Source organism: Hymenobacter sp. AT01-02, assembly GCF_000961955.2.
GTDB classification, from domain to species: Bacteria; Bacteroidota; Bacteroidia; order Cytophagales; family Hymenobacteraceae; genus Hymenobacter; species Hymenobacter mucosus.
In genome coordinates, this window is sequence record NZ_JZIR02000099.1 from 1 (window position 1) to 3824 (window position 3824).

6 protein-coding genes are annotated in these 3824 nt (G+C 55.9%); 1 reads left to right on the top strand and 5 read right to left on the bottom strand.

Features of this window, described 5'->3' with window-relative positions; genetic code table 11:
- Window positions 1-41: 41 nt before the first annotated feature.
- Window positions 42-332, top strand: coding sequence for a hypothetical protein (locus tag VI25_RS19925; RefSeq protein ID WP_055562770.1), 291 nt, complete (start codon window positions 42-44; stop codon window positions 330-332).
- A gap of 3 nt (window positions 333-335) precedes the next feature.
- Here VI25_RS19925 and VI25_RS27260 read toward each other — a convergent pair whose 3' ends face one another.
- The 5 genes from VI25_RS27260 to VI25_RS19945 form a co-directional block, all read right to left on the bottom strand.
- Window positions 336-629, bottom strand: coding sequence for a helix-turn-helix transcriptional regulator (locus VI25_RS27260; RefSeq protein WP_236705154.1), 294 nt, complete (start codon window positions 627-629; stop codon window positions 336-338).
- Window positions 602-1315 (bottom strand): hypothetical protein, encoded by a 714-nt coding sequence (locus tag VI25_RS19930; protein WP_236705155.1) that lies wholly within the window; start codon window positions 1313-1315, stop codon window positions 602-604. Before VI25_RS19930 ends, VI25_RS27260 begins: the two co-directional genes overlap by 28 nt.
- Window positions 1316-2144: 829 nt before the next feature.
- The gene (locus VI25_RS19935) at window positions 2145-2477 is read right to left on the bottom strand and encodes a type II toxin-antitoxin system PemK/MazF family toxin (RefSeq protein WP_045690520.1); all 333 of its coding nucleotides are present in this window, start codon (window positions 2475-2477) and stop codon (window positions 2145-2147) included.
- On the bottom strand, window positions 2465-2725 hold the full coding sequence (locus VI25_RS19940; protein ID WP_045690522.1) for an AbrB/MazE/SpoVT family DNA-binding domain-containing protein: 261 nt from the start codon (window positions 2723-2725) through the stop codon (window positions 2465-2467). Before VI25_RS19940 ends, VI25_RS19935 begins: the two co-directional genes overlap by 13 nt.
- A gap of 446 nt (window positions 2726-3171) precedes the next feature.
- Window positions 3172-3824 (bottom strand): alkaline phosphatase (locus VI25_RS19945; RefSeq protein ID WP_161806995.1); only part of this gene is annotated, 653 nt, incomplete at its 5' end.

The following is a 3824-nucleotide window of genomic DNA, read 5'->3' on the forward strand; positions in this document are numbered from 1 at the left end:
CGCCGACATCGAGGAAACTTTCTTCATAAGTAGAAGGGGAAGTGGAGGTCAAGTCCGAGTTCGGCACGTACGTAGCCACCGCCGGCTCCTTCGTGCGCATTCCGAAGGGCGGCGTGGTGCACGGCTTCAAAAACAAGAGCGACCGGCCGGCCCGGCTGCTGTGCACGGTGGTGCCGGCGGGGCTGGAAGAGTTTTTTCAGCACATAGGCCAGCCGGTAGCCGTAGGCCAGTTTCTGCCGCCGCCGGTGCTCGACCCCGAAGCCATTCAGCGCATCCAGGCCCTGGCCCGGGACTACGGGCAGCAAGTGTTTCCGCCAAACTACCTCGGCTAGCGCCTACGACTGCGCGTAGCGCTTGGGGTTGAGGCCGTAGTGCTTCTCGAACAGCCGGCTGAAATGACTCAAGTTGGAAAAACCTAGTTCGTAGCCCACCTCGGCCACGGAGCGCTGCCCCTGCTTCAAGAGGAAAGCTGCTTCTTTCATGCGCGCCTGCTGGAAGTAGGTGTACACCGAGTTGCCGAAGGTTTGCTTGAACAGCTGCTTGAGCTTGGTTTCGCTCATAGCCGCTTGCTGGGCCAGCTCCCGCAGCACCGGCGGCGTGCTCAGGTCTGTGAGCAGCTGCTCGTGCACCTGCAGCAGCCGCTCCGCGTCGGCGCTGTTGATGGTTGGTGCGGAGCCGATTCACGCAGCAGCAGCTTGCGAAACACCAGGTAGAGCAATTCCTGCACTTTCACCTGGATGTAGAAATGGCTTAGCCCGTCGTGCTGGTTGACGTCGGTGATATTCTTGAGCAGCAGCTTGGCTTCGGCCGACATGCTGTCGAAGAACAGAAAGGAGCCGCCGTCGGCTGTCAGGGCGTTGAGCACCGCGTGGGGCTCGTTGCCGGCCAGCAGGGCCTTCAGCCGCGGCGTCTTGAGGGCTACCACCAGGTAATGCACGGTGTGCCGGGCTGGAAAACGGATGGTGGAGCTCAGGTCGTTGGAGGTGAGCTGCACGGCCGACTCGTCGCGCTGGGAAAACCGCACCTGCGGGTGGTCGGCGAAAGCAATGTCGAGCGGCTGCTCGTTGTTGTAAAAGAAGATGGTTATCTGGTCGCTGCTGCTACCAGCCGCCTGGCGCTGGACGACGAGGTCTTCGCGCAGCTCGTACCGGTGCACGGTGAGTTTGAAATCGACTCCAAACTGCAGCTTGCGGACGTAGCCCGAGCCCAGGTGCTCGGGTAAGGAAACCTGCCCATCGTGCACGGGCACCTGCAGGTGCTGCGCAAACTGGGTTAGAAAGTCGAAATCGGGCGTCGCAACAAAACGGAACGTCATGCCGGGTAGAGGGCTAAGCGGGTGTCAGTGGATAAGGGACGTAAGAAGAGCTGCGCGAAGACCTCGGCCCGGCGTTGCTGAAGGCCTGCTTGGGTCGTTTGCTCCGCAACAAATCAACCCAATTTTGGTGGAACAGATGTTTCAAAATCCTGGGCCCTTTCTGAAGAAGATAATGGTGGAGGAGACGTTTTAAGAGCATGTCCAGCGCTTATACTTGACGGAAGGGTTCCAGGTAGAGCAAAGAGGAGGGAAGTCTTGGCTCGTCAAGCGGTGAGCACGAACAGTGTGTGCCGGTTACAGAGACAGATGTTGGTAGCGCTGTGCGGAGTAGGAAGGGTATAAAGCTTTCTAAGTAACGAACTACGTGCTTTATGCAGCCGCTAGGCTCTAAGGCACTACTCAAGAAGAGAAACAAGGTGGTATGCAGCAGGCACGTGTTGGCCTCGTGCAGTTGCTGATTGCTAGTGGTAGGCTCCGCATTGAGAGTCTGCACTTTCCGGCGAAACTTCATCTGCTCGTTCACATCGGTACCTATTCAGTCCAGGCAGGTTATCTGTCTGGCTTCCGTGCGTAGAACAGAATAATGTGGTTGGCTCCGGTAGGACGTCGAAGTAGGGTTGCGCCAGCATTTGCTCTGGTGAGCAGCTGAGAATGTGCGCTAGGCATGGATTCAGCAACTCAAAGTCGTAAAGACATTATCTAATTCATAAGCCCATTCGATAACCGAGCAAAGTATCACTAGGCAGCCATTGACGCCTATATCTTAGCGTTACAGAGAGGTTATTTTCAATCACTAATAGCTTTGGCTGCTAAGTGAGGCGCTGTAGCATTAGTATTGAAATATCTCCTGTAGTCGGTCGCACACCTCCTGCGCCGTGGACTTAGATAGCACGCCCAAACGGCGTACCAGGCGAGTTTTATCGACGGAACGGATGTGGTCGAGCGCTACCTGGCCTTCCTTGCCTTGAAAGGTGCAATCCACCCGGGAGGGGTAGTCGCGCCGGGTGCTAGTCAGGGCTGCAATAGTTACGGTGCGCAGGTAGCGGTTCATCTCGTCGGGGGATAGCACCACGCAGGGGCGGGTCTTGTTGATTTCGCTGCCCTGCGTCGGGTCGAGGTTGATGAGCCATACCTCAAAGCGCTGCACGGCTACCACTGCCATTCCGTTTCCTCAAAGGTCTCATCTGAGAAACCCTCTAGTAGCTCGCCCTCCGGGGCCTGACCTTGGGCAATGGCCTGCTGAAAACGCTCGTCCCACCCTTGACGGCAGGGCTTTACTACGGGCTTGATAAGCAAGCCTTCGGGCGTGGGCTGCAAATCTACCTCACCGCTAAGGCGGTACTGTTGCAGTAACTTCTTAGGCAGCACAATTCCCTGGGAATTGCCCACTCGAATCAGGCGCGTGTTCATGAGCGTAAATGTATGTACAATGTATGTACAATGTATGTACAATGTACTTACATTTACTTAACGGTATTAGTTTAATTCTCAAGTTACCAGGTCGATACTGAGACAGGACCAAGCCTTAATACTAAGAATACCTTTTCGCTGCGCTGCAACTACCTGAACTACCGCAAGCAAAACCATACCCCGTTGCTCTAGCCCCCTCGGCTGGGGTGCCCAGCGTAAATACGCTACAGTACTCCAACGCGAGCTACACGATTAGCATTGACATCAACCTCAGCTCGCTAATTTGAAAGCTGAATTTCCGCATAGAGGAGAAACTCAACAACAAGGCACAAGTTGGCTTCTCTACCTTCCGCGAGCTGCCCGATGCGCCTTTCTTCCTAAAATCGGCATCACCAACAAGGACACTTTGAAAGCAGCTAACGGCTTGTCCTCAGAACGCTATCTTGTTAATTATGCGGGCTCATCACCTGCTTAAGGCGGTGGTAAATTTCTGTATTCTCGTACAAGCCTGTAAATAACTCGCTGCCATTGCCGTAGGCGAACACGGGCACCACTACCGCTGAGTGATGGGTAGTAGTGAAGCGGCCCGATACCTTCCCTGTCTGGCTGCTGCCGCCCACTACGCTGTAGCCTCCGGTTTCGTGGTCAGCCGTGACGATTACAAGGGTTTCCCCGTTCTGGGCTGCGAACCGAAAGGCCTTGCCTACCTGCTGGTCAAAATCCAGGACTTCCTGCACATTATAAGAGGTATCATTGAAGTGGCCCGCATCGTCAATCTGCGAGCCTTCCACCATCAGGAAAAAGCCCTTTTCGTTTTTGCCCAGCAGCTCCAGGGCTTTGTCGAAACCTATCTCCATGTAGGCCGCTGTGCGAGCGGGCATGCGGGTCGGGCCGTTGTCGGCGAGCAGGGCAACGGCTTTGGGGCTGGTAAGGGCGCGGGCCTGTTGGGGGGTAGTAGCTACCTGGTAACCCTTGGCCCGCCACTGCGCCAGCAGATCTACCCGGTCCTGGCGTTGGGTAAAGAACTTCAGGCCGCCCCCGTACATAAAGTCAATGGGGGCTTCTAGGAACTTGCTGGCAATAACTTCTAGGTCCTGGC

Coding starts and splice junctions, on each gene's coding strand:
- VI25_RS19940 (WP_045690522.1), bottom strand. CDS start 2,725: ATGAACACGCGCCTGATTCGAGTGGGCAATTCCCAGGGAATTGTGCTG.
- VI25_RS19930 (WP_236705155.1), bottom strand. CDS start 1,315: ATGACGTTCCGTTTTGTTGCGACGCCCGATTTCGACTTTCTAACCCAG.
- VI25_RS19935 (WP_045690520.1), bottom strand. CDS start 2,477: ATGGCAGTGGTAGCCGTGCAGCGCTTTGAGGTATGGCTCATCAACCTC.